The 25687-nt window shown below is 56.4% G+C and carries 25 protein-coding genes and 1 other RNA gene; 6 read left to right on the forward strand and 20 right to left on the reverse strand.

The features are described 5' to 3' along the window. Positions 1-603: a DsbA family protein gene (locus AC4OVU_RS17895; RefSeq protein ID WP_045141943.1), complete on the forward strand. Its 603-nt coding sequence runs from the start codon at positions 1-3 to the stop codon at positions 601-603. Then, complete coding sequence (locus tag AC4OVU_RS17900; protein WP_045895036.1) at positions 593-1093, forward strand: protein disulfide oxidoreductase; 501 nt, start codon at positions 593-595, stop codon at positions 1091-1093. The genes AC4OVU_RS17895 and AC4OVU_RS17900 overlap by 11 nt, the downstream gene beginning before the upstream one ends. Positions 1094-1095: 2 nt before the next feature. Here AC4OVU_RS17900 and AC4OVU_RS17905 read toward each other — a convergent pair whose 3' ends face one another. The 8 genes from AC4OVU_RS17905 to AC4OVU_RS17940 form a co-directional block, all read right to left on the reverse strand. Beyond that, positions 1096-1839 (reverse strand): SDR family oxidoreductase, encoded by a 744-nt coding sequence (locus tag AC4OVU_RS17905; protein ID WP_015571798.1) that lies wholly within the window; start codon positions 1837-1839, stop codon positions 1096-1098. Between the two features lie 70 nt (positions 1840-1909). Beyond that, the gene (gcvP, locus tag AC4OVU_RS17910; protein ID WP_039269830.1) at positions 1910-4783 is read right to left on the reverse strand and encodes an aminomethyl-transferring glycine dehydrogenase; all 2874 of its coding nucleotides are present in this window, start codon (positions 4781-4783) and stop codon (positions 1910-1912) included. A 127-nt stretch (positions 4784-4910) separates the two neighbouring features. Continuing rightward, a complete protein-coding gene (gcvH, locus tag AC4OVU_RS17915; RefSeq protein ID WP_006811885.1) occupies positions 4911-5300 on the reverse strand; it encodes a glycine cleavage system protein GcvH in 390 nt (129 codons plus the stop codon). A 23-nt stretch (positions 5301-5323) separates the two neighbouring features. Then, positions 5324-6418 carry a glycine cleavage system aminomethyltransferase GcvT gene (gene gcvT / locus AC4OVU_RS17920; RefSeq protein ID WP_110292413.1) on the reverse strand — a complete coding sequence of 365 codons (1095 nt, stop codon included), beginning with the start codon at positions 6416-6418 and terminating at the stop codon, positions 5324-5326. A 397-nt stretch (positions 6419-6815) separates the two neighbouring features. After that, a complete protein-coding gene (gene ubiI, locus AC4OVU_RS17925) occupies positions 6816-8018 on the reverse strand; it encodes an FAD-dependent 2-octaprenylphenol hydroxylase (protein WP_023295388.1) in 1203 nt (400 codons plus the stop codon). A gap of 12 nt (positions 8019-8030) precedes the next feature. After that, the gene (gene ubiH, locus AC4OVU_RS17930; protein WP_045907064.1) at positions 8031-9209 is read right to left on the reverse strand and encodes a 2-octaprenyl-6-methoxyphenyl hydroxylase; all 1179 of its coding nucleotides are present in this window, start codon (positions 9207-9209) and stop codon (positions 8031-8033) included. Then, on the reverse strand, positions 9206-10519 hold the full coding sequence (gene pepP / locus AC4OVU_RS17935) for a Xaa-Pro aminopeptidase (protein WP_026080576.1): 1314 nt from the start codon (positions 10517-10519) through the stop codon (positions 9206-9208). Before pepP ends, ubiH begins: the two co-directional genes overlap by 4 nt. 31 nt (positions 10520-10550) lie before the next feature. Continuing rightward, entirely contained in the window at positions 10551-11129 is a 579-nt protein-coding gene (locus tag AC4OVU_RS17940) for a YecA/YgfB family protein (RefSeq protein WP_003860099.1), read from the reverse strand. Positions 11130-11296: 167 nt separating this feature from the next. Between AC4OVU_RS17940 and zapA the strand changes: the two genes are divergently transcribed. From zapA to AC4OVU_RS17955, 3 genes are all read left to right on the forward strand, one after another. After that, positions 11297-11626, forward strand: a complete 330-nt coding sequence (gene zapA, locus AC4OVU_RS17945; protein ID WP_003860096.1) for a cell division protein ZapA — start codon at positions 11297-11299, stop codon at positions 11624-11626. Positions 11627-11667: 41 nt separating this feature from the next. Further along, positions 11668-11851, forward strand: a non-coding RNA gene (gene ssrS, locus AC4OVU_RS17950) — 6S RNA. 24 nt (positions 11852-11875) lie between these two features. After that, positions 11876-12472, forward strand: a complete 597-nt coding sequence (locus tag AC4OVU_RS17955; RefSeq protein WP_015571804.1) for a 5-formyltetrahydrofolate cyclo-ligase — start codon at positions 11876-11878, stop codon at positions 12470-12472. 154 nt (positions 12473-12626) lie between these two features. On the opposite strand, the gene serA is transcribed toward AC4OVU_RS17955, so the two are convergent. Both serA and rpiA read right to left on the reverse strand, forming a co-directional pair. Continuing rightward, positions 12627-13859 (reverse strand): phosphoglycerate dehydrogenase, encoded by a 1233-nt coding sequence (gene serA, locus AC4OVU_RS17960; RefSeq protein ID WP_017692705.1) that lies wholly within the window; start codon positions 13857-13859, stop codon positions 12627-12629. Positions 13860-14125: 266 nt separating this feature from the next. Beyond that, positions 14126-14785 (reverse strand): ribose-5-phosphate isomerase RpiA, encoded by a 660-nt coding sequence (gene rpiA / locus AC4OVU_RS17965; RefSeq protein ID WP_003860091.1) that lies wholly within the window; start codon positions 14783-14785, stop codon positions 14126-14128. 127 nt (positions 14786-14912) lie between these two features. Between rpiA and argP the strand changes: the two genes are divergently transcribed. Continuing rightward, positions 14913-15806, forward strand: a complete 894-nt coding sequence (argP, locus tag AC4OVU_RS17970; protein WP_003860089.1) for a DNA-binding transcriptional regulator ArgP — start codon at positions 14913-14915, stop codon at positions 15804-15806. 42 nt (positions 15807-15848) lie between these two features. Here the strand turns inward: argP and AC4OVU_RS17975 are convergent, their stop codons facing one another. From AC4OVU_RS17975 to AC4OVU_RS18020, 10 genes are all read right to left on the reverse strand, one after another. Continuing rightward, on the reverse strand, positions 15849-16571 hold the full coding sequence (locus tag AC4OVU_RS17975) for an oxidative stress defense protein (RefSeq protein WP_032654935.1): 723 nt from the start codon (positions 16569-16571) through the stop codon (positions 15849-15851). A gap of 92 nt (positions 16572-16663) precedes the next feature. Continuing rightward, positions 16664-17299, reverse strand: a complete 636-nt coding sequence (argO, locus tag AC4OVU_RS17980; RefSeq protein ID WP_003860085.1) for an arginine exporter ArgO — start codon at positions 17297-17299, stop codon at positions 16664-16666. A 148-nt stretch (positions 17300-17447) separates the two neighbouring features. Continuing rightward, positions 17448-18302, reverse strand: a complete 855-nt coding sequence (gene mscS / locus AC4OVU_RS17985; protein WP_110292414.1) for a small-conductance mechanosensitive channel MscS — start codon at positions 18300-18302, stop codon at positions 17448-17450. Positions 18303-18489: 187 nt separating this feature from the next. After that, positions 18490-19569: a class II fructose-bisphosphate aldolase gene (gene fbaA, locus AC4OVU_RS17990; protein ID WP_017692704.1), complete on the reverse strand. Its 1080-nt coding sequence runs from the start codon at positions 19567-19569 to the stop codon at positions 18490-18492. 92 nt (positions 19570-19661) lie between these two features. Then, on the reverse strand, positions 19662-20825 hold the full coding sequence (gene pgk / locus AC4OVU_RS17995; RefSeq protein WP_015571809.1) for a phosphoglycerate kinase: 1164 nt from the start codon (positions 20823-20825) through the stop codon (positions 19662-19664). Between the two features lie 49 nt (positions 20826-20874). Further along, positions 20875-21894: an erythrose-4-phosphate dehydrogenase gene (gene epd, locus AC4OVU_RS18000; protein ID WP_015571810.1), complete on the reverse strand. Its 1020-nt coding sequence runs from the start codon at positions 21892-21894 to the stop codon at positions 20875-20877. A 293-nt stretch (positions 21895-22187) separates the two neighbouring features. Further along, positions 22188-22898, reverse strand: coding sequence for a nucleoside/nucleotide kinase family protein (locus AC4OVU_RS18005; protein WP_110292415.1), 711 nt, complete (start codon positions 22896-22898; stop codon positions 22188-22190). Then, positions 22895-23404 carry an MltR family transcriptional regulator gene (locus AC4OVU_RS18010; RefSeq protein WP_015571811.1) on the reverse strand — a complete coding sequence of 170 codons (510 nt, stop codon included), beginning with the start codon at positions 23402-23404 and terminating at the stop codon, positions 22895-22897. The genes AC4OVU_RS18005 and AC4OVU_RS18010 overlap by 4 nt, the downstream gene beginning before the upstream one ends. Positions 23405-23419: 15 nt before the next feature. Next, a complete protein-coding gene (gene glpX, locus AC4OVU_RS18015) occupies positions 23420-24391 on the reverse strand; it encodes a class II fructose-bisphosphatase (protein WP_045615207.1) in 972 nt (323 codons plus the stop codon). Continuing rightward, positions 24388-25665 carry a zinc-binding dehydrogenase gene (locus AC4OVU_RS18020; RefSeq protein WP_129541238.1) on the reverse strand — a complete coding sequence of 426 codons (1278 nt, stop codon included), beginning with the start codon at positions 25663-25665 and terminating at the stop codon, positions 24388-24390. The genes glpX and AC4OVU_RS18020 overlap by 4 nt, the downstream gene beginning before the upstream one ends. Positions 25666-25687 lie beyond the last annotated feature (22 nt).

The following is a 25687-nucleotide window of genomic DNA, read 5'->3' on the forward strand; positions in this document are numbered from 1 at the left end:
ATGAGAGCCTTCGTTGCTTTACTTCTGCTGTCGTTATCAACGTTCGGTTTCGCCGCACCTTCTGATGACGCTTCCAGCGACCAGCTGGCAAAACTGCTGTTTAACGACCCCAACAGCCCGCGAACCGGCGCGACATCGCCGAAGCTGACCATCGTCTCCTTCACTGACTACAACTGCCCGTATTGCAAGCAGTTCGACCCAATGCTTGAGAAAATCGTGCAGGAAAATCCCGACGTGCAGCTCATCGTCAAACTGCTGCCGTTCAAGGGACAAAGCTCGGTAAATGCCGCGAAAGCGGCACTCTCAACGTGGCAGCAGGCGCCGGATAAATTCTGGGCGCTCCACCAGCGGCTGATGATGAAAAAGGGCTATCACGATGACGCCAGCATCGCCGCCGCGAAGGTAAAGACCGGAACGGACAGCATTAAAACGGATGATAAAACCATGGACAGCCTAAAGATGAACCTCATCCTGGCGCAGGTGCTGAATATTCAGGGTACCCCGGCGACCATTATCGGCGACCAGATGGTGGCGGGCGCAATTCCGTATGACGACCTGGAGGGGCTGGTCAAAGAACAGCTGGCAAACGCCCGTGGCAAGTAAGCTTCCGCGCCTGCTGCGCGAGCTGGGCGTATGGCTGCTGATTGGCGTAGCCGTGAGCCTGGCGGTGGACTATTTCCGCCAGCCCGCGCTGCCGCAGAATTTCTCCGCGACGGCACTGCACACCCTCGACGGCCAGCCCGTCGATCTTATCGCCATGAGTAAGGAGCGACCGCTGCTGGTCTACGTCTGGGCGACATGGTGCAGCGTATGCCGCTACACCACGCCGTCGGTGGCGGCGCTTGCCGCGGACGGGGGTAACGTGATGTCGGTTGCGCTGCGCTCGGGCGATAACGCGACGCTCGAAACCTGGATGAGGAAGAAGAAGGCGATGATGCCCACGGTCAACGACGCCAGTGGAGAACTGGCGCGTGAGTGGGACGTTAAGGTTACGCCAACGCTGGTGGTGATCTCTCACGGTGAAGTGAAGTCGATCACCACCGGCTGGACCAGTGGCTGGGGAATGCGCCTGCGGCTGTGGCTGGCGTCGTAGCGTTACTTCCCGCCAGCCAGCTCCAGGAAGCTACCGGTGACATAGGAGGCTTTGTCGCTCAGCAGCCAGACAATGGCCTGGGCGACCTCCTCCGGCTGACCGCCACGCTGCATCGGTAACATCGACTTCACCCGATCCACACGCCCCGGCTCGCCGCCGGAGGCGTGAATATCGGTATAAATCAGGCCTGGCCGCACGCCGTTAACGCGAATGCCCTGCGCCGCCACCTCCAGCGCGAGGCCGGTGGTCAGGGAATCCACCGCCCCTTTTGAGGCGGCATAATCCACATATTCCCCCGGCGCGCCCAGCCGTGATGCCGCCGAGGAGACATTCACAATCGCGCCGCCCTTGCCGCCGTGTTTATGCGACATGCGTTTCACCGCTTCACGGCAACAGAGAAAATAGCCGGTGACGTTGGTAGCCAGCACGCGGTTAATACGTTCAGCGGAGAGGTTTTCGATCGTGGATTGTTCAAACAAAATCCCGGCGTTGTTCACCAGCGCGGCGAGCGGCTCACCTTCGCGATCGATGCTGTCGAACATCGCCATCACCTGCGCTTCATCGCTGATGTCCGCGCGCACGGCAAAGGCTTTACCACCCGCGTCCACGATCTGATTAATGACGTCCGTCGCGGCTTTGATGTTGTGATGAAAATTCACCGCAACGGTGTAGCCTTCGCTTGCCAGCTGTAGCGCGGTGGCTTTACCAATACCCCGGCTGGCGCCGGTGACCAGTGCAATTGCCATTCTTTTCTCCCAATAAAAAAGCCGGGTGGCGGCTTCGCCTTACCCGGCCTACGTTACTACAGGAACAACGTTACTGGTATTCGCTCATCGGTACGCAGGAGCAGAACAGGTTACGGTCGCCGTAAACATCATCAAGACGTTTCACGGTTGGCCAGTATTTGTTTGCCACACCTGCCGGGAAGACAGCCAGCTCGCGGGTATAACCGTGGTTCCACTCTGCCACCAGTTCGTTCTGTGTATGCGGCGCGTTCACCAGCGGGTTATCTTCCAGCGTCCACTCCCCGCCTTTCACGCGGTCGATTTCGCTGCGGATAGCCAGCATGGCGTCGATAAAGCGATCCAGCTCCACCTTGCTTTCAGATTCGGTCGGCTCAACCATCAGCGTACCCGCTACCGGGAACGACATGGTTGGCGCGTGGAAGCCGTAGTCGATCAGACGCTTGGCGATATCCAGCTCGCTGATGCCCGTCTCTTCTTTCAGAGGACGAATATCGAGGATGCATTCGTGCGCCACGCGACCGTCGCGACCGGTATAGAGCACCGGATAGGCGTCCTTCAGACGCGTTGCGATGTAGTTGGCGTTGAGGATCGCCACCTGGCTGGCCTGCTTCAGCCCTTCCGCGCCCATCATGCGGATGTACATCCAGCTGATTGGCAGGATAGAGGCGCTGCCGAACGGTGCCGCGGAGACCGCGCCCTGACGGGTCAGCATGCCTTCGATCTGCACCACGCTGTGGCCTGGGACAAACGGCGCCAGGTGCGCCTTCACGCCGATAGGACCCATGCCCGGGCCGCCACCGCCGTGCGGAATGCAGAACGTTTTATGCAGGTTCAGGTGCGACACATCCGCGCCAATAAAGCCCGGAGAGGTGATGCCCACCTGGGCGTTCATGTTTGCGCCGTCGAGGTAAACCTGGCCACCGAACTGATGCACCACATCACACACTTCACGGATAGTTTCTTCGTACACGCCGTGGGTGGATGGGTAGGTCACCATGATGCAGGAGAGTTTGTCGCCCGCCTGCTCGGCTTTGGCACGCAGGTCGGCCAGATCGATGTTGCCGTTTTTGTCGCACGCCACAACCACCACTTCCATTCCTGCCATCTGGGCAGAAGCCGGGTTGGTACCGTGGGCAGAGCTTGGGATCAGGCAGATATCACGGTGGCCTTCATTGCGGCTTTCGTGATAGTGACGGATCGCCAGCAGACCAGCGTATTCACCCTGCGCACCGGAGTTCGGCTGCATGCAGAGCGCGTCGTACCCGGTCAGCTTCACCAGCCAGTCGGAGAGCTGGTTGATCATCATGTGATAACCTTCCGCCTGCTCAGCCGGGCAGAACGGGTGCAGCTCAGAGAATTCAGGCCAGGTAATTGGGATCATCTCAGCCGCGGCGTTCAGCTTCATGGTGCAGGAGCCCAGCGGGATCATCGCCTGGTTCAGCGCCAGATCTTTACGTTCCAGAGAGTGCATGTAACGCATCATCTCGGTTTCGCTGTGATAGCGGTTGAACACCGGGTGAGTCAGGATCGCGTCGTCGCGCAGCATGCTTTCCTGAATGGAGCGGCTGTCGAGCGCAACCTCTTTGTCGAGCGTATCAACGTCCAGACCGTGTGCGTCACCCAGCAATACGTTGAACAGGGTCAGGATATCGTCACGGGTGGTGCTTTCGTCCAGCGTAATGCCGACCGCATTGTGAATGTCGCTGCGCAGGTTGATTTGCGCTGCCTCGGCGCGCGCCAGCACGGCCGCTTTGTCTGCCACCTCGACGCACAGGGTATCGAAATAGTGTTCATGACGCAGTCTGAGACCTTTCTGTTGCAGACCGCAGGCCAGGATATCGGCCAGACGGTGGATGCGGCTGGCAATGCGCTTCAGGCCTGCCGGACCGTGGAACACCGCGTACAGGCTGGCAATGTTAGCCAGCAGTACCTGCGAGGTACAGATATTGGAGTTCGCTTTCTCGCGGCGGATATGCTGCTCGCGGGTCTGCATCGCCATGCGCAGCGCGGTGTTACCGGCGGCATCTTTCGATACGCCGATAATACGGCCTGGCATGGAACGTTTAAATTCATCTTTCGCGCCAAAGAACGCCGCGTGCGGGCCGCCGTAGCCCATCGGCACGCCGAAACGCTGGGCTGAGCCGAAGACAATATCCGCGCCCTGTTTACCTGGCGCCGTCAGCAGCACCAGTGCCATAAAATCAGCGGCGACGCTAATAATAACCTTACGGGATTTTAGCTCGGCGATCAGTGCGCCGTAGTCGTGTACTTCGCCGGTGGTGCCCACCTGCTGCAACAGCACGCCGAAGACGTCCTGGTGATCCAGCACTTTTTCAGCGTCGTCGACAATCACCTCAAAGCCGAAGGTTTCCGCACGGGTGCGCACCACGTCCAGCGTCTGGGGATGCACGTCCGCCGCGACGAAGAAGCGGTTGGCGTTTTTCAGCTTGCTCACGCGCTTCGCCATCGCCATCGCTTCGGCGGCGGCGGTGGCTTCGTCCAGCAGCGAGGCAGAGGCGATATCCATACCGGTCAGATCCAGCGTCACCTGCTGGAAGTTCAGCAGCGCTTCCAGACGGCCCTGGGAGACTTCTGGCTGATACGGGGTATAAGCGGTATACCAGCCCGGGTTTTCCAGCATATTACGCAGGATCACCGGCGGTAACTGCACGTTGGTGTAGCCCATGCCGATATAAGACTTATAGCGCTTGTTAAGGCCGGCGATGGCCTTCAGCTCCGCCAGCGCGGCGAACTCCGTCGTGGACTCGCCTACCTGCGGCGGCGTGGCAAGCTGGATGTCTTTTGGCACGATCTGGCCGATCAGTGCGTTTAATGAATCCGCGCCAACTGTCTTCAGCATCTCCTGCTGTTGCTGAGCATCCGGCCCAATGTGACGTTCAATGAAGGCGCCACGGTTTTCAAGCTGGCTTAAAGTCTGTGTCATGAGCGATGGTTCCTGAAACGTGCAGTGAATCGTAGTTATCTGTAACGCTGTTGCCCGGTGGCGCTAACGCTTACCGGGCCTACGTTGACCTGTAGGCCGGATAAGCGCAGCGCCATCCGGCACAACGTTATTCGTCTTCCAGTAGTGCTTCGTACGCGGTCGCATCCAGCAGCGCGGCAACCTGCGCTTCGTCGCTGGCTTTGATCTTGAAGATCCAGCCGCCTTCATACGGTTCGCTGTTGACCAGCTCCGGGGAGTCGCTCAGCGCGTCGTTCACGGCAACAATTTCACCGCTTACCGGGGCGTAGATGTCAGAGGCCGCTTTAACGGATTCCGCCACCGCACAGTCGTCGCCTGCGCTCACGGTTGCGCCCACTTCCGGCAGATCAACAAACACCATGTCGCCCAGCAGCTCCTGCGCGTGCTCGGTGATCCCAACGGTGTAAGTGCCGTCCGCCTCTTTGCGCAGCCACTCGTGTTCTTTGCTGTATTTCAGTTCTGCTGGCACATTGCTCATTGAAGTTCTCCTGATAAAAATAGTTAGGCGACCGGCTTACCGGCGCGAACAAAAATCGGTTTGGTCACGTTGACCGGCATTTCGCGGTTGCGGATCTGCACCACCGCCGTTTCGCCAATCCCCGCCGGCACGCGTGCCAGGGCAATACTGTAGCCGAGCGTCGGGGAGAACGTTCCGCTGGTGATCACGCCTTCGCGATGATTGCCATCGGCATCGGTGAAGCGCACCGGCAGCTCGCCGCGCAGAACGCCTTTTTCTTTCATCACCAGGCCTACCAGCTGTTCAGTGCCCTTCTCGCGCTGCATCTCCAGCGCTTCACGGCCAATAAAATCACGGTCAGCCGGTTCCCACGCGATGGTCCAGCCCATGTTGGCCGCCAGCGGAGAGACGCCTTCGTCCATCTCCTGACCGTAGAGGTTCATCCCCGCTTCAAGACGCAGCGTATCGCGCGCGCCCAGGCCCGCAGGCTTCACGCCCGCCTCCACCAGCGCACGCCAGAAATCAGCGGCCTTATCGTTTGGCATGGCAATTTCGTAGCCCGCTTCACCGGTGTAGCCGGTGGTGGCGATAAACAGATCGCCCGCCTGCACGCCGAAGAACGGCTTCATGCCTTCGGTGGCTTTGCGCTGCTCGTCGCTGAACAGAGACGCGGCTTTCGCCTGCGCGTTCGGCCCCTGCACGGCGATCAGTGACAGATCGTCACGGACGGTGATGTCGATGGCATAAGGTTCGGCGTGTTGGGTGATCCAGGAGAGGTCTTTTTCGCGGGTGGCGGAGTTTACAACGAGGCGGAAGAAATCTTCAGTGAAGTAATAGACGATAAGGTCATCAATCACGCCGCCCGAGGCATTCAGCATGCCGGTATAGAGCGCTTTGCCCGGCGTCTTCAGTTTGGCGACGTCATTTGCCAGCAGATAACGCAAAAACTCCCGGGTGCGGCTACCGCGCAGGTCGACAATCGTCATATGAGACACGTCGAACATACCGGCATCGGTGCGCACCGCGTGGTGCTCATCAATCTGCGAGCCGTAGTGCAGCGGCATCATCCAGCCGTGGAAGTCCACCATGCGGGTGCCGCACAACACGTGCTGTTCGTACAAAGGAGTCTGTTGAGCCATCTTTTCCTCGTTGAAAAATTCACCGTGAAACCCGGTGTCGGCCTCGCGATCGGGGGCCGACGCAAACGTTCTCTTTTACCTGAACTTACCACCGAAACCGGCGGTTAACCATAAGGTAAAACGGGTCATCACATTAGCTTATGACCAAAAATCGCTGAGAAGCCTACAGAGTTATTCACTGGGAAAATGCGATTAAACCCGCATAAAATTAACAATGATCTAACAGAATTTAGCAGATGGTGATATTTCGTGCGGAAAAACGGGCCGAATTTCCGTAACATAAAAATAGTAAGATTAGATTTTCTAATGCGAAAAATGACGTGAAATTAGATTATTTCAAACGAGGAAATTTCCCCGGCGCGGAGGCCGGGAAAATAAAGTGTGACGGGGATCGAGATTAACGTAACCAGTCGGGAAGATCGTTGAGGCCCATTGCCTGACGAAGAAGCTGCGGTTTTACGCCGGGAAGAGTGTCGGCCAGCTTGAGGCCAATATCGCGCAGCAGTTTTTTCGCCGGATTCGCTCCGGCAAACAGCTCGCGGAAACCCTGCATCCCCGCCAGCATCATCGCCGCACTGTGTTTGCGGCTGCGCTCGTAGCGACGCAGATACAGATGCTGGCCAATATCTTTGCCTTCCCGATGCAGGCGACGCAGCTCTTCAACCAGCTCAGCCGCGTCCATAAAGCCGAGGTTCACCCCCTGCCCGGCCAGCGGATGAATGGTATGCGCCGCATCCCCCACCAGCGCCAGACGGTGCGCGGCAAACTGACGCGCGTAGCGACCGGTTAACGGAAACGTCTGGCGTTCGCTTTCAAGCATGCACAGGCCCAGACGGTTATCAAACGCCACGCATAGCGCCTGACTGAAGGCATCCGGCGTCGCCTCCTGCATCTGCTGCGCTTTCTCCGGCTCTAAGGACCAGACGATGGAGCAGAGATGCGGATCGGCAAGCGGCAGGAAGGCCAGAATGCCGTCATTATGGAAAATCTGGCGCGCCACGCCGCCGTGCGGCTCTTCGGTGCGGATTGTGGCCACCAACGCGTGATGGCGGTAATCCCAGAAGGTCAGCGGAATATCCGCTTTGTTACGCAGCCAGGAATTGGCGCCGTCGGCACCCACCACCAGACGCGCGGTCAGCATGTCGCCACTTTCAAGAGTGATAAACGCGTCGTTTTCGCCCCACGCCACCTGCTGGAGTTTCGCCGGTGCGATCAGCGTGACGTCGCTGCACTGCTGTGCTTTCTGCCACAGCGCGTGGTGGATCACCGCGTTTTCAACGATGTGTCCAAGGTGGCTATAGCCCATGCTTTCATCGTCAAACGCGATATGGCCGAAGCTGTCTTTGTCCCACACTTCCATGCCATGGTAACAGCTGGCACGCAGCGCCACGATTTCAGACCAGACGCCAAGGTGCGTCAGTAGCTTTTCGCTGGCGGCATTGATCGCCGAGACGCGCAGCTCCGGCGGTGCATCCTGCGCCACAGGCTGCGGCGCTTTTTGCTCAAGCACGGCCACGCGCAGGCCGCTGCCCTGTAAACCACAGGCCAGCGCCAGTCCTACCATTCCGCCACCCACAATGGCGACATCAACATTTTGCACGGTCAATACTCCTTAACGCGCGACCCAACCCAGGGTCCGCTGCGCCAGCACGTCACGTGCCGGAATGAACAGTTCCATCGCCATCAGCCCAAGGTTGCGACCCGCAACCAGCGGTGCCCAGCGATTGGCAAACAGGTGGACTAAACCGTCGGTGACGCCAATGGTCGCCGCTTTGTCCGCCTGGCGTCGTTTCTGGTAATGGCTTAGCACCGAGTATGCGCCACAATCCTGTTGTTCGCTCCACGTCCGGGCCAGTAGCTCTGCCAGGCTTATCACGTCACGGAGGCCAAGGTTGAAGCCTTGCCCGGCGATGGGGTGCAGCGTCTGCGCGGCGTTGCCGAGCAGGGCGACGCGATGGGAGACAGTCTGCGATGCGGTCGTCAGCGCGAGCGGATAGGCCACGCGTTTTCCGGCATGGGTGATGCGCCCAAGCCGCCAGCCGAAGGCTTTTTGCAGCTCGGAACAAAAACGTTCGTCGGACCAGGAGAGAACCTCATCGGCCCGATCCTGCGCATGGCACCATACCAGCGAGCAGCGCCCGTTCGACATCGGCAGCATGGCCAGCGGGCCGTGCTCCGTGAAGCGCTCAAATGCCCTGCCGTTATGCGCGCCAGCCGTAGAGACGTTAGCGATGACCGCCGCCTGCCCATAGGGTTCAGAGCGCCATTCGACGCCGCACTGCGTGGCGATCGCGGAGCGTGAACCATCTGCCGCCACCAGCAGTTGCCCCTCCAGCGTGGTGCCGTTGTCCAGCGTCACGCTGACGGCCTCGTCACGACGGCTAAAGCTGGCGACGCGCGCCGGACAGTGCAGCGTGACGCCAGGCGCGTCCTGTAACAGACGGAACAGCCGCAGCCCTACGTTATGCAGCTCGACAACCTGTCCCAGCGCCTCGATCCGGTAATCGTGGGCATCCAGCGTCACAAACCCGGCATGCCCGCGATCGCTGACGTGAACGGTGCCGATCGCCGTTGCGCAATCCGCTATCGCCTGCCAGATCCCAATACGCGCAAGCTGCTGACAGGTTCCCTGCGCCAGCGCGATAGCGCGGGCGTCGAAACCGGGATGATCGGCCGCCTGCGGCGCGACCGCCTCGACGAGATGCACCGGAAGCTGGCCCTGGGTTAACTGCGAAATAGCCAGCGCCAGAGTAGCGCCGGTCATGCCTCCGCCAACGATGATTACGCTCATCCGCGTGCCGCCGCCATCAGCGCCTCGATGTCGTCAGCTTTTTTCACCACGGTCGCGGTCAGGTTTTCGTTACCGGTTTCGGTGATGACGATATCATCTTCAATACGAATGCCGATCCCGCGGTACTGTTCCGGCACGTCGGCATCCGGCGCGATGTACAGCCCCGGCTCAACGGTCAGCACCATGCCAGGCTCCAGCACGCGCGAACGTTCCGGACCGTATGCCCCGACGTCATGCACATCCAGCCCCAGCCAGTGGCTCAGGCCGTGCATAAAGTACGGACGATGGGCGTTTTCGGTTATAAGGGTGTCCACATCGCCTTTCAGAATGCCGAGCTTCACCAGCCCGGTAATCATGATGCGCACCACCTCGCCCGTAACCTCCTGGATGGAGGTGCCAGGACGGAACAGCGTCAGCGCGGTCTCCAGAGACTCAAGCACGATGTCATAGATTTCACGCTGCGCGGAGGTGAATTTACCGTTCACCGGGAAGGTACGGGTGATGTCGCCCGCGTAACCCTGATATTCACAGCCGGCGTCAATCAGCACCAGATCGCCGTCGCGCAGTTCACTTTCGTTTTCGGTGTAGTGCAGAATGCAGCCATTTTCCCCGCCGCCTACGATGGTGTTATAGGACGGGAAGCGCGCGCCGTGACGGTTAAATTCATGGTGAATTTCGCCTTCAAGCTGGTACTCGAACATACCGGGACGGCACTTTTCCATGGCGCGGGTATGCGCCAGGGCGCTGATTTCGCCCGCGCGGCGCATCACGTTCAGCTCTTCTTCAGACTTGAACAGGCGCATCTCATGCACCATCGGTCGCCAGTCCGTCAGGGTGGCGGGTGCAGACAAATTCTGACGTGAGCCTTTACGCAGCTTATCCAGCGCGGTGAAAACAATGTCATCCGCATACGCGTATTCGCCCTGGGCGTGATAGAGCACGTCCAGACCGTTCAGCAGTTGGTAGAGCTGCTGGTTGATTTCGCTGTAGGCCAGCGCGCGGTCCACGCCCAGTTTTTCTGGCGCCGCCTCCTGTCCTAAGCGGCGGCCAAACCAGATTTCCGCGGTCAGATCGCGCACGCGGTTAAAAATCACGCTGTGGTTGTGGGTGTCATTGCTTTTAATCAGCACCAGTACCGCTTCCGGCTCGTTAAACCCGGTGAAGTACCAGAAATCACTGCTCTGGCGATAGGGGTATTCGCTGTCGGCGCTGCGCGTCACTTCCGGCGCGGCGAAAATCAGGGCAGCGCTTCCCGGCTGCATTTTTGCCAGCAGCGCCTGACGACGGCGAGAATACTCTTGACTGGAGATAACCATGACACCCTCCTGTGCGTTATTTTTCTTAGTGTAATGTTGGCTTGCGAACTTCCGGCGCGGTCGGCTGCGAGCGCGTAAAGTTGTCGTGGCACAGCAGAGACGCCACGCGTACGTACTCGATAATCTCTTCGAGAGACATCTCCAGCTCTTCCTGGTCTTCGTCTTCATCGTAGCCGAGCTGGGCGATGTTGCGCAGATCGTCGATCGCTTCACCCGCTTCGCCGGTCACTTTATCCAGTTTAGGCTGGGTTACGCCCAGGCCAAGAAGATAGTGGTTTACCCAACCCGCGAGCGCATCAGCGCGATCGAAGACGCTGACATCGTCGCCTTCAGGCAGATAAAGCTGAAAAAGAAAGCCATCGTCTTCCAGGGAATCGCTGGTTGCGGCGTGCATTTTACGCAGCGCTTCCGCCAGTTCGTGGCCAAACGCCAGCCCTTCGTTGGTGAGGTCGTGGATCAGCGGCTGCCATGAGCTGTCGCTGTTTCCGCCGCACAGTATGCCGCTGATCAGACCGTGCATTTCGGCAGGGGTCAGACCGACTCCCTGCTGGTTCAGTAACTGGTTTAAATCCTTGTAACCAGGCATTTCGTTCTGTATAGACATACGCATTCGTCATCAAAGGGAGGATATTCATGATATGCTACCACTTTGGACCCTGGTGATACCAGAAAAGGGCTTGTATCTTCACATCAGGGTAGCTATAGTGTCGCCCCTTCGCAGCCCCCGGGGCAGTATGCGAAGGCAGCGCAGTCAATCAGCAGGAAGGTGGCATGTCTGCACAACCCGTCGATCTCCAGATTTTTGGCCGTTCACTGCGAGTGAATTGTCCGCCTGAACAAAGGGATGCCTTGAATCAGGCTGCGGACGATTTGAATCAGCGGTTGCAAGATCTAAAAGAACGCACTAGAGTCACAAATACTGAGCAGCTGGTTTTCATCGCCGCGTTGAACATCAGCTATGAACTGACTCAGGAAAAAGCGAAGACCCGCGATTACGCGGCAAGCATGGAGCAGCGCATTAAAATGCTCCAGCAGACCATAGAACAGGCATTGCTTGATCAAGGTCGCAGCCCCGAAAGACCGGGACCAAAGTTTGAATAACACTTCTCAGTTGACTATGGTAGAGTAACTGTGAAGACAAAATTTCTCTGAGATGTTCGCAAGCGGGCCAGTCCCCTGAGCCGATATTTCATACCACAAGAATGTGGCGCTCCATGGTTGGTGAGCATGCTCGGTACGTCCGAGAAGCCTTAAAACTATGACGACACATTCACCTTGAACCAAGGGTTCAAGGGTTACAGCCTGCGGCGGCATCTCGGAGATTCCCTCTCTTTTCTTCTACCGACTACCATGACTCAACTCCCTGAAGTTTCTGCTTCACGCCAGGACATCCGTCAGCTTATTCGCCAGCGTCGTCGCGCCCTAAGCGCCGAGCAACAGGCACAGTTTGCTCAGCAGGCCGCCGCCCGCATGATGGCCTATCCCCCTGTGGTGATGGCAAACACCGTCGCCCTGTTTATCTCGTTTGATGGTGAGCTGGATACCCAACCGCTTATCGACCAGCTCTGGCGCGCCGGGAAAAAAGTTTACCTGCCGGTTCTGCATCCCTTTAGCCCGGGCAATCTGCTGTTTCTGCACTACCATCCGCACAGCGAGCTGGTGGTGAATCGTCTGAAAATCACCGAACCTAAACTCGACGTGCGCGACGTGCTCCCGCTTTCCGGGCTGGATGTGCTGATTACGCCGCTGGTGGCGTTTGACGAGCAGGGCCAGCGATTAGGCATGGGCGGGGGATTCTATGACAGGACGCTACAAAACTGGCAGCAGTACGGATTGCAGCCGGTGGGGTATGCGCATGATTGCCAGGGCGTGGAGGCATTACCCGTAGAGAAATGGGATGTGCCGTTGCCGGCGGTGGTGACGCCCAGTAAAACCTGGACCTGGTAGAACAAAGCCGGGTGGCGGCTACGCCTTACCCGGCCTACATAAATCCTCGAACATTGCAGGTCGGGTAAGCGTAAGCGCCACCCGACACACAGACCGCACGACAACTGTAGGTCGGGTAAGGCGTAGCCGCCACCCGACGCCACAGACCGCACCATCAGTACAACAGGCGCGCGCGAATCGTCCCCGGAATGGCCTTCATGCTCTGCAATGCTTTCTCGGCGATGTCTTCATCCGCTTCGATATCAATCACCACATAACCCATCTGCGAGTTAGTTTGCAGATACTGCGCGGCAATGTTAACACCCTGCTCAGCAAAGATCTGGTTGATGGCGGTCAGCACGCCAGGACGGTTTTCGTGGATGTGCAGCAGACGACGCCCACCGTGCAGCGGCAGAGACACCTCCGGGAAGTTCACCGCAGAGAGCGTTGAACCGTTGTCGGAATATTTGCTCAGCTTACCCGCCACTTCCAGGCCGATATTCTCCTGAGCTTCCTGAGTAGAACCGCCGATGTGCGGCGTCAGGATCACGTTGTCGAACTCGCACAACGGAGAAGTGAACGGATCGCTGTTGGTGGCCGGTTCCGTCGGGAATACGTCAATCGCCGCACCCGCCAGATGCTTACGCTTCAGCGCATCGCACAGCGCAGGAATATCGACCACCGTACCGCGCGCGGCGTTGATCAGCAGAGAGCCCGGCTTCATCAGCGCCAGCTCTTCCGCCCCCATCATGTTTTTGGTGGACGCATTTTCCGGCACGTGCAGGCTGACCACGTCGCTCATATTCAGCAGATCAGAGAGATGCTGCACCTGCGTCGCGTTACCCAGCGGCAGCTTGCTTTCGATATCGTAGAAAAACACGTGCATGCCGAGGGATTCCGCCAGAATACCGAGCTGCGTACCGATGTGGCCGTAACCGATAATCCCAAGCTTTTTACCACGCGCTTCGTAGGAGCCCGCAGCCAGCTTATTCCACACGCCGCGGTGCGCTTTGGCGTTAGCTTCCGGAATGCCGCGAAGGAGCAGCAGCAGCTCGCCAATCACCAGCTCCGCCACGGAACGGGTGTTAGAGAACGGCGCGTTAAAGACCGGGATACCGCGTTTTGCGGCGGCATTCAGATCAACCTGGTTGGTGCCGATGCAGAAACAGCCAATCGCCACCAGCTTTTCCGCCGCAGCAATAACGTCTTCAGTCAGTTGGGTACGGGATCGCAGGCCAATGAAATGGGCATCACGGATGGACGCTTTCAGCTCTTCAGTGTCCAGCGCGCCTTTGTGAAATTCGATGTTGGTGTAGCCTGCTGCGCGAAGGCTATCGAGCGCTTTCTGGTGCACGCCTTCAACCAGCAGGAATTTAATCTTGTCTTTCTCCAGTGATACCTTTGCCATTTACCCGACCCTGTTTTTATCTGAACTGATGTTGTGCTGGATATAAATCCCGTGCAGCCAACATATCAAAAAAAACTATTGCAGCAATATGAACGTTTGCGTCGGCACTCTGAAGAAAAGTCATACAGAGCAAAATGGCAGAGGAAAATGCTGCGGAAAATTACGAACGCGGCAGGATCGGCAAAAGAGGCGGAAAAACGTGACACAAGTCACCGAATTTAGCTTTTCAAAAATTTTTTAGCGGGGGGAGTGCTCCCCCCGTCAGATCATTTTACGATGGTTTTTACACCGTCAGCCGTGCCGATCAGCGCCACGTCCGCGCCACGGTTGGCAAATAACCCTACGGTAACGACGCCTGGAATGCCGTTGATCGCATTTTCCAGCGCAATGGCATCGAGGATCTCAAGGCCGTGAACGTCGAGGATCACGTTGCCGTTGTCGGTCACCACACCCTGACGGTATTCCGGACGACCACCCAGCTTCACCAGTTGACGTGCCACGGCGCTGCGCGCCATCGGGATCACTTCGACCGGCAGCGGGAAATTCCCCAGAATGTCGACCTGCTTGGAGGCGTCCGCGATGCAGATGAACTTATCCGCAACGGAGGCAATGATCTTCTCGCGCGTCAGCGCCGCGCCGCCGCCTTTGATCATCTGCATATGGCCGTTGATTTCATCCGCGCCATCAACGTAAATGCCCAGACGGTCCACTTCGTTGAGGTCGAAAACGGTGATGCCGAGACTTTTCAGCTTTTCCGTGGAAGCATCGGAGCTGGAAACCGCGCCCTCGATCTGCCCCTTCATCGTGCCCAGCGCATCGATAAAGTGCGCCGCCGTCGACCCCGTACCAACACCGACAATGGTACCCGGCTGTACGTACTGGAGAGCGGCCCATCCTACTGCTTTTTTCAGTTCATCCTGCGTCATGATCGTTTTGCCTGTGGTGTGAAAACTCAGGGCGCATTATAGAACACGTCGAATGGATTTCGTCTGCCACGAAGGGAAAATTGTGTCATAGTGCAGATTAAGCAAAATTAAGGAGTCAGCCAGAGCAATGAAACGTCCGGACTACAGAACACTACAGGCACTTGATGCAGTTATTCGTGAACGCGGTTTTGAGCGCGCGGCGCAAAAGCTGTGCATCACCCAGTCCGCCGTATCACAGCGTATCAAACAGCTTGAAAACATGTTCGGGCAGCCGCTGCTGGTGCGTACCGTACCGCCGCGTCCGACGGAGCAAGGACAAAAGCTCCTCGCCCTGCTGCGGCAGGTTGAACTGCTGGAAGATGAGTGGCTGGGCGATGAACAGACCGGCTCCACGCCGCTGCTGCTGTCGCTGGCGGTGAACGCCGACAGTCTGGCAACCTGGCTGCTGCCGGCCCTTGCGCCGGTGCTGGCCGACTCCCCTATCCGCCTGAATCTCCAGGTTGAAGACGAAACCCGCACCCAGGAGCGCCTGCGTCGCGGCGAAGTGGTTGGTGCGGTCAGTATTCAGCCTCAGGCGTTGCCAAGCTGTCTGGTGGATCAGCTGGGCGCGCTGGATTACCTGTTTGTCGGTTCAAAAGCTTTTGCCGAGCGCTACTTCCCGAACGGTGTGACCCGCGCCGCGCTGCTGAAAGCGCCTGCCGTCGCTTTCGACCATCTGGACGATATGCATCAGGCCTTCCTGCAACAAAACTTCGATCTGCCGCCGGGCAGCGTACCGTGTCATATCGTTAACTCGTCCGAAGCCTTCGTACAGCTCGCGCGTCAGGGAACCACCTGCTGCATGATCCCGCATTTGCAGATTGAGAAAGAGTTGAAAAGCGGTGAGCTGATTGATTTAACCCCGGGGCTGTATCAGCGCCGGATGCTGTACTGGCACCGTTTTGCGCCGGAAAGCCGCATGATGCGCAACGTCACTGACGCGCTGCTGGCGTTTGGGCATAAGGTGTTAAGACAGGATTGAAAAACTAGCCGGGTGGCGGCTTCGCCTTACCCGGCCTACGGGTTACTGAGCTGGCTTTTCAGTCGGCTCCAGCTGGAACACCACATCAACCTGATCGTCGAACTGAATGGTTGGCTGCTCATAGGTTTCCTGAGCAGAAACCGGCGCGGCGTCCGCCTTCATCATCCGAACCATCGGGCTTGGCTGGTAGTTTGAAACGTGGTAGCGCACGCTGTAAACCGGACCGAGCTTGGTCTTGAAGCCGGATGCCAGCTGCTGCGCCTGATGAATGGCATCATCAATCGCCGCTTTACGCGCTTCGTCTTTATATTTCTCCGGTTGCGCAACGCCCAGCGAGACGGAACGAATTTCGTTCAGCCCAGCCTTCAGCGCACCATCCAGCAATCCGTTGAGCTTATCAAGCTGGCGTACAGTCACTTCCACAGTACGCACGGCGCGATAGCCTTTCAGGATGCTTTTGCCGTTCTGGTAGTCGTAATCCGGTTGGGTACGCAGGTTCGCAGAGCTGATGTCTTTTTTCGCGACACCGTTCTGTTCCAGGAAAGAGAGGTATTGCGCAACACGATCGTCTGCCTGTTTCTTGGCGGAAGCAGCATCTTTCGCCGCCACGTTCACTTCAATTGCCAGGGTTGCAACATCCGGTACCGCATCCACGCTTGCCGTGCCTGAAGTGACAATGTGCGGGCCGTTTGGCAGTTCATTCGCCTGCACCGACACCGTACCTAAACTTACTAATGCCGCCAGGGCCATCACCTTAAACTTCACTGTCATTCCTCCATGTTGCGAAGAGTGCCCCATCAACAGGGCTCATGCCAGCAAGCTTAGCGGGTCTTGTTCAGATGTCCATAAGACAACGCTTAGTTGAACAATCCCTGTACGTGATGAATGCCCTCTTTCGCCAACTGGAAGGCAATAAACCACATCACCAGCCCAACCAGGGTATTGATAATGCGCTGCGCTTTAGCGGTGCGCAGACGTGGCGCCAGCCATGCCGCCAGGATCGCAAGACCAAAGAACCAGAGGAAGGAGGCGCTGACCGTACCGAGCGCAAACCAGCGCTTGGGCTCAACGTCCAGCTGTCCACCCAGGCTGCCGAGCACCACGAACGTATCAAGATAAACGTGCGGGTTAAGCCACGTCACGGCGAGCATGGTGACGATAATCTTCCAGCGCCCCTGCTTCATCACTTCGGCGCTCGCCAGCTCAAGATTGCTGCTCATGGCCGTTTTCAGGGCGCCAAACCCGTACCACAGCAGAAACGCTACGCCGCCCCAGGTAACCAGCGCCAGCAGCCACGGCGACTGCATCAGCAAGGCGCTGCCGCCAAAAATCCCGGCGCAAATCAGTAGCAAATCGCTCACCGCGCACAGCAGGGCAATCATCAGATGATACTGGCGGCGAATGCCCTGGTTCATCACAAACGCATTTTGTGGACCAAGGGGAAGGATCATGGCCGCGCCTAACGCAAGCCCCTGAAAATAATAAGATAACATGACGTAATTCTCGCAGAGTTGTCCTGGAGGCAGACTATACTGCGGGAACGACATTAGAGGAAATTGATAATATTAATTGGGGATTAGCCGGGCTAATTAAAGAAAAGCCCGGTGTCGCTGACGCTTACCGGGCCTACGTTAAAGCAAATTATTCGGCTGCTTTCTCGCGTTTGAGATTTACGTCCATCTGCGGATAAGGGAAGCTGATACCGTTGGCATGGAAATCACGCTTGATGCGCTCCAGCACGTCCCAGTAAACGTTTTGCAGATCGCCGCTTTTACTCCAGATGCGCACCACAAAATTAATGGATGACGCGCCCAACTCGTTCAGGCGAACGGTCATTTCGCGATCTTTAAGAATGCGGTCATCTGATTCGATGATATCGGTAATCAGCTTTTTCACCAACTCAGTATCTGAATCATAGCCAACCCCGATAATGAGTTCATTACGGCGAACCGGCTCACGAGAGAAGTTAGTAATGTTGCCATCAATAACTTTCTTGTTTGGCACAATGACGATTTTGCCGTCTGCCGAACGCAGCGTGGTAGAAAAAATCTGCACGTTCAGCACGGTGCCCGCAGTGCCACCGAGATCAACATACTCTCCGGCACGGAAAGGACGGAACGTCACTAACAGTACGCCAGCTGCAAGGTTAGCCAGCGAGCCCTGAAGAGCGAGACCTACGGCCAGACCAGCGGCACCAAGTACGGCAATGACCGAAGCGGTCTGTACACCGACCCGCCCCATTGCCGCAATGAGGGTAAACGCAATAATCCCGTAACGCACCAGCGCAGAAAGGAAATCAGCAACGGTTGCATCGATATGACGGGATAGCATTACGCGATTAACGCCCCGGGAAACCGTGCGGGCAACGATCATCCCCACAATAATAATGGCGATTGCCGCCGCAATATTCACAGCGTAACTAATCAGGAGCGCCTGGTTGCGCACCAGCCAGGAGCCAGCGTTATTGATGCTATCTACAACACCGAGATCTTCCATTTATCTTTCCTTATGCTCATAAAAACCACAAAATCTATCCCACACGGAGACAGGCAGGTCAGTAAAGGGTAAACAAAAAGCCATGATATTGCCAAACAGATCACAAAAACAGAGGCATCAGGCTATTGAAAAGGCATAAAAAAAGGCCCGCATATGCGGACCTTCTTGACGCTATGAACAGCTCAAATTACAGAACGTCAACCGCGTTCAGTTCTTTGAATGCCTGCTCCAGACGAGTAATCATAGAAGTCTGGGCAGCGCGCAGCCATACGCGTGGATCGTAGTATTTCTTGTTCGGCTGGTCTTCGCCTTTCGGGTTGCCCAGCTGACCTTGCAGGTAAGCTTCGTTGGTTTTGTAGTATTGCAGGATACCGTCCCAGGTTGCCCATTGGGTGTCGGTATCGATGTTCATTTTCACTACGCCGTAGCTTACGGAATCTTTGATTTCCTGAGCAGAAGAACCGGAACCGCCGTGGAAGACGAAGTTCAGGCTGTTGTGCGGCAGGTTGTGTTTCTTAGACACGTATTCCTGAGAATCACGCAGGATGGTCGGGGTCAGAACCACGTTACCTGGTTTGTATACGCCGTGTACGTTACCGAAGGACGCTGCGATGGTGAAGCGTGGGCTGATTTTGCTCAGCTCGGTGTAAGCGTAATCAACGTCTTCTGGCTGAGTGTACAGAGCAGAAGCGTCCATGTGGCTGTTGTCCACACCGTCTTCTTCACCGCCGGTGCAACCCAGTTCGATTTCCAGGGTCATGCCCATTTTGGACATACGCGCCAGGTACTTAGAGCAGATCTCGATGTTTTCTTCCAGAGACTCTTCGGACAGGTCGATCATGTGAGAAGAGAACAGTGGCTTACCGGTTGCTGCGAAGTGTTTTTCACCTGCGTCCAGCAGACCGTCGATCCATGGCAGCAGTTTTTTCGCGCAGTGGTCAGTGTGCAGGATAACCGGAACACCGTAGTGCTCAGCCATCTGGTGAACGTGATGTGCGCCAGAGATAGCACCCAGGATAGCAGCGCCCTGAGGAACGTCAGTTTTCACGCCTTTACCTGCGATGAACGCAGCGCCGCCGTTAGAGAACTGAACGATAACCGGTGCTTTAACTTTTGCAGCGGTTTCCAGTACGGCGTTGATGGAGTCGGTACCTACGCAGTTAACTGCTGGCAGAGCGAAGTTGTTTTCTTTAGCTACCTGGAACACTTTCTGTACGTCATCACCAGTGATAACGCCAGGTTTTACGAAATCAAAAATTTTAGACATGTTGCTTAGTCCTGTATCTTCGGCCGTTAGAAAAGGTGCGAGCTCTGATAAGCGCGCTGAAAATTGGGCAGGTTTCCCTGCCCCTGAATGGCTTACTTCTTAGCGCGCTCTTCGAGCATTGCTACTGCTGGCAGGACTTTACCTTCCACGAATTCGAGGAATGCGCCGCCACCAGTGGAGATGTAGGAGATCTTGTCAGCGATACCGAACAGATCGATAGCTGCCAGGGTGTCACCACCGCCTGCGATAGAGAACGCTTCGCTGTCTGCGATAGCGTTAGCCACGATCTCAGTCCCTTTGCGGAAATTCGGGAATTCGAACACGCCGACAGGACCGTTCCACAGGATAGTTTTTGCGTTTTTCAGGATTTCAGCCAGTTTCTGTGCAGAAACGTCGCCCAGGTCCAGAATCTGCTCTTCATCTTTGATGTCGTTAACAGATTTCAGGGTTGCGGTAGCGGTTTCGGAGAACTCGGTAGCTACACGAACGTCAGTTGGAACCGGGATATCACAGGTGCTCAGCAGACGTTTGGCTTCGTCAACCAGATCCGCTTCGTACAGGGATTTACCCACGTTGTGGCCTTGCGCAGCAACGAAGGTATTCGCGATACCACCACCAACGATCAGCTGGTCAGCGATTTTGGACAGGGAATCCAGTACGGTCAGTTTGGTAGAAACTTTAGAACCACCAACGATAGCGACCATTGGACGAGCTGGTTCTTTCAGAGCTTTACCCAGCGCTTCCAGTTCGTCAGCCAGCAGCGGACCTGCACAGGCGACGTCTGCGAATTTACCGATACCGTGGGTAGATGCCTGCGCACGGTGAGCCGTACCGAATGCATCCATCACGAATACGTCGCACAGCGCAGCGTATTTTTTGGACAGGGTTTCGTCGTCTTTCTTTTCGCCTTTGTTGAAGCGAACGTTTTCCAGAACAACCAGCTCACCTTCGGCAACTTCCACGCCGTCCAGGTAATCTTTCACCAGGCGAACCGGGCTGGACAGTTTGTCTTTCAGGTAATTAACAACCGGCAGCAGAGAGAACTCTTCGTTGTACTCGCCTTCAGTTGGACGGCCCAGGTGGGAGGTGACCATCACTTTAGCGCCCTGCTTCAGAGCCAGTTCAATGGTTGGCAGAGATGCACGGATACGCGCGTCGCTGGTCACTTTGCCATCTTTAACCGGTACGTTCAGATCGGCACGGATGAAAACGCGTTTACCTGCCAGATCCAGATCGGTCATCTTAATTACAGACATGGTGAATCCTCTCGTTGATTCTTAAAGTTTTGCAAGCGCAAGGTGCGCTCTACCTGAAACCTTTTGCGGCCATGGCTAACGTGGTGTCGAGCATTCGGTTAGCAAAGCCCCATTCGTTATCACACCAGACCAGCGTCTTGATAAGGTGCGCACCACTGACTCGCGTCTGCGTGCCATCCACGATGGCGCTGTGCGGGTCGTGGTTAAAATCTACTGAGACCAACGGTAATTCCGTATAGTCAACTATACCATGAAATGCTCCCTGTGCCGCTTTTTGCAGCAACAGGTTGACTTCACAGGCTTTTACCGGTTTTTTCACCGTCACGCTAAGATCGATTGCGGTGACGTTTATCGTCGGCACGCGCACGGCAATCGCTTCGAAACGGTCGTTAAACTGCGGGAAAATACGGGTGATCCCGGCAGCCAGTTTCGTATCCACCGGAATGATGGACTGGCTCGCCGCGCGAGTGCGCCGTAAATCCGGATGGTAGGCGTCGATGACCTGCTGATCGTGCATGGCGGAGTGAATCGTGGTCACGGTGCCGGATTCAATGCCATACGCATCGTCTAACAGTTTAATGACCGGAATAATGCAGTTGGTGGTGCAGGAGGCGTTGGAGACAATGCGGTGTTCAGCTTGCAGCTCGTGCTGGTTGACGCCAAACACGACGGTGGCGTCGAGGTCGTTACTGCCGGGATGGGAGAACAGCACTTTTTTCGCGCCAGCATTCAGATGCGCTTCGCCATGTTCACGGTTACCGTACACGCCGGTACAGTCCAGCACCACATCCACACCCAGTTCGCGCCAGGGCAGCCCTTCAATACTGTTCTCATGCAGCACGCGGATGGCATCGTCACCGACGAACAGCTGTTCCCTTTCCTGGCGAACGTCCCAGGCAAAGCGACCGTGGCTGGTGTCATATTTCAACAAATGCGCCATGCCCGCAGCATCCGCCAGTTCATTGATTGCCACCACGGTGATTTCCGCACGACGCCCGGATTCATATAAAGCACGAACCACGTTGCGTCCGATGCGACCGAAGCCATTAATCGCTACGCGTACGGTCATAGATCTCCTGCAAAGCTATCCCTGAGTTTGAGGTGGCTGAAAGAGTAATCCAGCGACGCCCGAAGGGGAATCCTTGCTGTCACAAACTGCGATTGATTGGTCAATTGTCGAACATTTAATCGACTGAAACGCTTCAGCAAGAATAAGCGAATCGGGGAATAAAAGGAATCTCTGTCCAGATTAAGAGCGATTTTATCTGATCTCCATCACATTTTTCCGGAATAATCCCTTTTCATCCCGCCACGTAAAAACGCGGCGGGTCGACCGGAGCCCCTACTGAAAGCCGCTGAGGATCAGACGAGTCGGTATTCGCCATTTGCCGACATCATCAGTTCAACATTGGCAGGACGGCTGTGACGCAAAGCACGCTCCACGTTTGGCCCGTCGGTGCGCGCATAAAACGCGTCGGCGTCGGCCTGAGAGAGTCCGCCGGCCAGCTTACGTCCAACCAGGCGCGTACGTAAGGCTTCGGCGGGGGCGCGAATAAACAATGAAAAATCACAGTATTCCATCAGCGTTCGCCATCGTTCGTCATCAAGCAGCAGCCAGTTACCCTCAACAATCACGACAGGGGCCGTTACCACGATTGCATCTTCGACAGGGTCGTGCGTTTGCCGGTCATACTGCGGCCAGGTACCGTCGCCCTCTTTTATCTGCCGCAGATGTTGCGCCAGCCTGTCGACATCAAAGGTCTCCGGAGCGCCTTTGTACGCGCGCAGGTTATGCGCTTCCAGCCAGACGTTGTAGTGATGAAATCCATCCATTGGCAACGTCTGAATCGGAGCGAGCCCCTCCATCTGACGAGAGAGATATTCCCAGAAGGCGGTCAGCGTGGACTTGCCCGTACCGGGCGGGGCGCTGAGAAAAACAATCGTACGTCTGCTGGCGCTGGCGAAATGCCGTTTCGCCAGTTGCCGCAGCAAAGGCTTATGAACATTTTCAATTTCGTCGTCAGGATAATGTGCTTCTACATATAGCCCATTGACCGTTAGCCCAATTTTCACGGCGTAAGTTCCTTTAAAATTGTCGTTACCGCCAGGGTGAGCGCCGTCTTGATCATTGCGGTAAAGCGCACCTCAGACCATGCGGCAAAGTCAGCAAATTTCATCGACTCCAGCGCGCTGAATAACGTCGCGTTACGGGTGATGCAATTAACGTTGCTGATAAAATCCCAGGTGATGTCATCGGCGAAGCCAGGGATCGTATCCTGCTCGTTCAGATACTGATAAAACTGCGAAAAATGCGTTATGTCGGCGTAGAGCCATTTTTCCATTTTCCCCAGCGCATAGATCAGGCGTAACGCCACATCGATGTCATCAAGCGGCCCACTCCGGGCGAGTAACGGCTTCACTGCATATTCCACGATCTCTTCATCGTTATCGACAAACAGCGACGGCAGAAAACATTTAATGCCCTGGAGTAAAAAAGACTGTGCCGTCGTCATGAATGCGAGGAGGTTATTCTGAGCATCCAGTTGCTCAAGCACATCGTCTTCTGTCAGCGTCGTCATTTGTATCTCGATAAATCACCGTGAATGCAGAGAGTCTATTATATTACACGTTCGATCTGCGCCGCCGATCAGTAAAGTTTGCGTGCGCACACCCTTCGCAACCTGTTGAATACCTTTAACCAGTTCGCCACCCGTCACGCCCGTCGCGCTGAACAGGATGTCATTGCCCTTTACCAGTTCGCTAAGGGTATAGATACGATTGACTTCCACCTTCATCTCCGCACAGCGACGGTGCTCCTGCACGGCGACCCGACGGTTCTCAGGACTCTCCCCTTTCGCTTCACAAAAATCGATCAGCTCCGCCTGCATATCGCCACCCAGCGCTTTCACCGCGCAGGCGGAGATCACCCCTTCCGGCGCGCCGCCTGTGGTGTACATCAGATCATAGGGATTATCCTGTAAGCAGGTCAGAACGCTGGCGGCGACATCGCCATCGGGCAGCGCAAACACTTTCACGCCCAGCTGCGTCGCCTCGGCAATTGCATTTTGCAGGCGCGGTTTGTCCAGCGTCACCATCCGCAGATGCTCCAGCGGCTTGCCCAGCGCCCGGGCAACGTTGCGAAGGTTGTCTGCCAGCGGGAGATCGAGGCTGATTGCCCCGGCTGCCGCTGCGTTAACCACCAGTTTTTTCATGTACATATCAGGGGCATGAAACAGGCGGCCCTCAGGCGCAAACGCCATCACAGCCAGCGCATTGCTTTGCCCCATCGCCACCATGCGGGTGCCCTCGATGGGATCGACGGCAATATCCACCGCCGGGCCGATGCCGCTTCCGACCTCCTCGCCAATCCACAGCATTGGCGCATGGTCGATCTCACCTTCGCCGATAACGATACGCCCGCGCATCGCTATCGCGTTTAGCGCCTCGCGCATGGCGGTTACCGCCAGCCCGTCGATTCGGTTTTTATCGCCGCACCCGGTTTGCGGCCAGGCGGCCAACGCCGCCTGTTCCGTAACGCGAAAGAGCGGCCATGCCAGAGACATCATGCCGCCGCCTCCCCAATATCCACACCAAACTGCGCCAGCAGATAGCGCTCTGCTTTTTCATTCCAGATGCCGTGCGTCTCTTCCACAAGCCTTGCCAGCTCCCGGAAAAGCGGATCGGTTTTGCCCTTTTCGGCAAAATCGGCAATGGCCGTTAACGGCATGGTGACACCGTTATAGATAAGCTTCTTGCCTCCAGGAATGTCCGGAAGATTGAGTACCGTATGCGGCACCGCATCAAGGCCGCCGATGTGGGTCACCATAAACGACGGCTGGAGCTGGCCCGTCGCACTCAGCGCAATCGCCTCTTTCATGTCCTCCGTCGAGCCGCCGGAGGTGCCCACCACATGGGTACTGTTGTAATGGACGTTGTAAAAATTAAACGGCACCTTGAAATTGCTGTCCGTTGGTCCGGCGAAGAAATTCAGGCACCCGTCCTCGGCGAGAAGATCGTCTGCCAGTTCAATGACCGCCGGAACCGCGGCATAGACAAACACGTCGTCAAAGCCTGCATTGTCAGTTAATGCGCGTAACGTAGCGGCAGGGTTCTCCAGTTCGGAGGTATTGACATAGATAAGCTCAATACCCTTTTGTGCCGCCAGCTCAACCGGCAGGAGTTTTTCCGCCTGCGCAAGGCGAGCCTCATCGATATCCACCACCACAACGCGCGACGGCTGAATCCCGCCGTTAATCGCATAATCAATAGCGCCAATTCCCATCGGCCCGGCGCAGGCCAGAAGCGCAATATTACCTCCCGGTTTCACGCCCATCCGGTGCTCATAGACATATTGCGTCGTATGATAATTGGCGTTATACGCGCCGATAATGCAGCACATGGGTTCCGCCAGCGAAGCCGCCGCAAAATAGGAGCCGTGATAAGGTAAAACGCAGCCCAGATTAATTGCGACTTCTGGAATAATCATATACGTCGCATTGCCGCCAAAATATTCATAGCTGTAGCCAGCAGAATAACCGGTCGGTAATCCCATTGCCGGTTGTAAAACAAAGCGCTGACCTTTTTTATATTTTTCGGTCAGATTTTTCCCGACCTCAACAATCACCCCGGCGCATTCATGTCCGGTGATGACCGGATGATTTTCCAGATCGTCCGGCACACGTTTATGTTCACTGCCTAATTTCGCTGCCTTCCAGGTTGATAAACAAACGCTGTCAGAAATTACGCTCACCAGCAGTTCATTGTCGCTCATTTCGGGCAGTTCAAATTCACGGATACGAACATCCTGCTTGCCATAAATGGCAGCCACTTTCGTTTTCATAATGACTCCAGAAACCAGATAG

Source organism: Enterobacter sp. 6722112, assembly GCF_058661685.1.

Coding starts and splice junctions, on each gene's coding strand:
- ubiH (WP_045907064.1), bottom strand. CDS start 9,209: ATGAGCGTAATCATCGTTGGCGGAGGCATGACCGGCGCTACTCTGGCG.
- mscS (WP_110292414.1), bottom strand. CDS start 18,302: ATGGAAGATCTCGGTGTTGTAGATAGCATCAATAACGCTGGCTCCTGG.
- serA (WP_017692705.1), bottom strand. CDS start 13,859: ATGGCAAAGGTATCACTGGAGAAAGACAAGATTAAATTCCTGCTGGTT.
- AC4OVU_RS17955 (WP_015571804.1), top strand. CDS start 11,876: ATGACTCAACTCCCTGAAGTTTCTGCTTCACGCCAGGACATCCGTCAG.
- argO (WP_003860085.1), bottom strand. CDS start 17,299: ATGTTATCTTATTATTTTCAGGGGCTTGCGTTAGGCGCGGCCATGATC.
- gcvP (WP_039269830.1), bottom strand. CDS start 4,783: ATGACACAGACTTTAAGCCAGCTTGAAAACCGTGGCGCCTTCATTGAA.
- gcvH (WP_006811885.1), bottom strand. CDS start 5,300: ATGAGCAATGTGCCAGCAGAACTGAAATACAGCAAAGAACACGAGTGG.
- zapA (WP_003860096.1), top strand. CDS start 11,297: ATGTCTGCACAACCCGTCGATCTCCAGATTTTTGGCCGTTCACTGCGA.
- AC4OVU_RS18020 (WP_129541238.1), bottom strand. CDS start 25,665: ATGAAAACGAAAGTGGCTGCCATTTATGGCAAGCAGGATGTTCGTATC.
- pgk (WP_015571809.1), bottom strand. CDS start 20,825: ATGTCTGTAATTAAGATGACCGATCTGGATCTGGCAGGTAAACGCGTT.
- epd (WP_015571810.1), bottom strand. CDS start 21,894: ATGACCGTACGCGTAGCGATTAATGGCTTCGGTCGCATCGGACGCAAC.
- AC4OVU_RS17940 (WP_003860099.1), bottom strand. CDS start 11,129: ATGTCTATACAGAACGAAATGCCTGGTTACAAGGATTTAAACCAGTTA.
- AC4OVU_RS17895 (WP_045141943.1), top strand. CDS start 1: ATGAGAGCCTTCGTTGCTTTACTTCTGCTGTCGTTATCAACGTTCGGT.
- gcvT (WP_110292413.1), bottom strand. CDS start 6,418: ATGGCTCAACAGACTCCTTTGTACGAACAGCACGTGTTGTGCGGCACC.
- AC4OVU_RS18010 (WP_015571811.1), bottom strand. CDS start 23,404: ATGACGACGCTGACAGAAGACGATGTGCTTGAGCAACTGGATGCTCAG.
- fbaA (WP_017692704.1), bottom strand. CDS start 19,569: ATGTCTAAAATTTTTGATTTCGTAAAACCTGGCGTTATCACTGGTGAT.
- glpX (WP_045615207.1), bottom strand. CDS start 24,391: ATGATGTCTCTGGCATGGCCGCTCTTTCGCGTTACGGAACAGGCGGCG.
- argP (WP_003860089.1), top strand. CDS start 14,913: ATGAAACGTCCGGACTACAGAACACTACAGGCACTTGATGCAGTTATT.
- rpiA (WP_003860091.1), bottom strand. CDS start 14,785: ATGACGCAGGATGAACTGAAAAAAGCAGTAGGATGGGCCGCTCTCCAG.
- AC4OVU_RS17905 (WP_015571798.1), bottom strand. CDS start 1,839: ATGGCAATTGCACTGGTCACCGGCGCCAGCCGGGGTATTGGTAAAGCC.